Origin of the sequence: Neisseria sp. P0019.S002 (assembly GCF_051957155.1) — a bacterium.
Taxonomy (GTDB): Bacteria; Pseudomonadota; Gammaproteobacteria; order Burkholderiales; family Neisseriaceae; genus Neisseria; species Neisseria perflava.
This window is the reverse complement of sequence record NZ_JBQCWS010000045.1, coordinates 1-565: the sequence shown is the minus strand read 5'-3', so window position 1 is coordinate 565 and position 565 is coordinate 1. Positions and strand designations below refer to the sequence as shown.

The 565-nt window shown below is 44.1% G+C and carries 1 protein-coding gene; it reads left to right on the top strand.

Translation table 11 applies throughout. From position 1 onward, the window contains the following. A partial coding sequence (locus ACTHTY_RS11460) for a helix-turn-helix domain-containing protein (RefSeq protein WP_440367735.1) occupies nucleotides 1-495 on the top strand: 495 nt, incomplete at its 5' end. Between the last annotated feature and the right edge of the window lie 70 nt (nucleotides 496-565).

Below are 565 nucleotides of genomic sequence, written 5' to 3'. Positions count from 1 at the left end.
GCTTTGGAAAAAGGGGAATATTCAGGCTTTCCCGGTTTAGTCTTTGTTTCAGGCTATCTGCGTTCATATGCACGATTTCTGAAAATCAACGAACAAACCATCGCCAAACCTTTGCGCTCCATTACTCCGCAACTTGAAGACCATGTATACGCGGTAACACGCAGTGCCAACACCGGCTTAAGCTACAAAGACACTGAGAAACAAGGCTTACCGAAATGGATATTGGGAGTAGCCGCATTGGCTTTGGCTGCAGGCGGTGTTCACTTTTGGCAAAGCAAATCCAGTTTTGAAAACGAGCAGGCAAATATTCAAAACAGCAAAGATGTTGCTGAGACGATGAAAACGCCTGCTTTAAAAACGGATAATGTTGCCGTTAGCGAAATGACGGAAGACGGCAAAAAAGAAATCACCAATAAGTCTGAAGCGGCTAATGATCAAGCTGTCTCAGCAGCTGCCGCCGTCGTACAAGAAGAGAAGCCTGCCGTCAAAGTTTAGAAAGACGAACTTTGGATTAAAGTCCAATACCTAAGCAATCTGATTATTACAGACAAAGATGGAAAAGTAG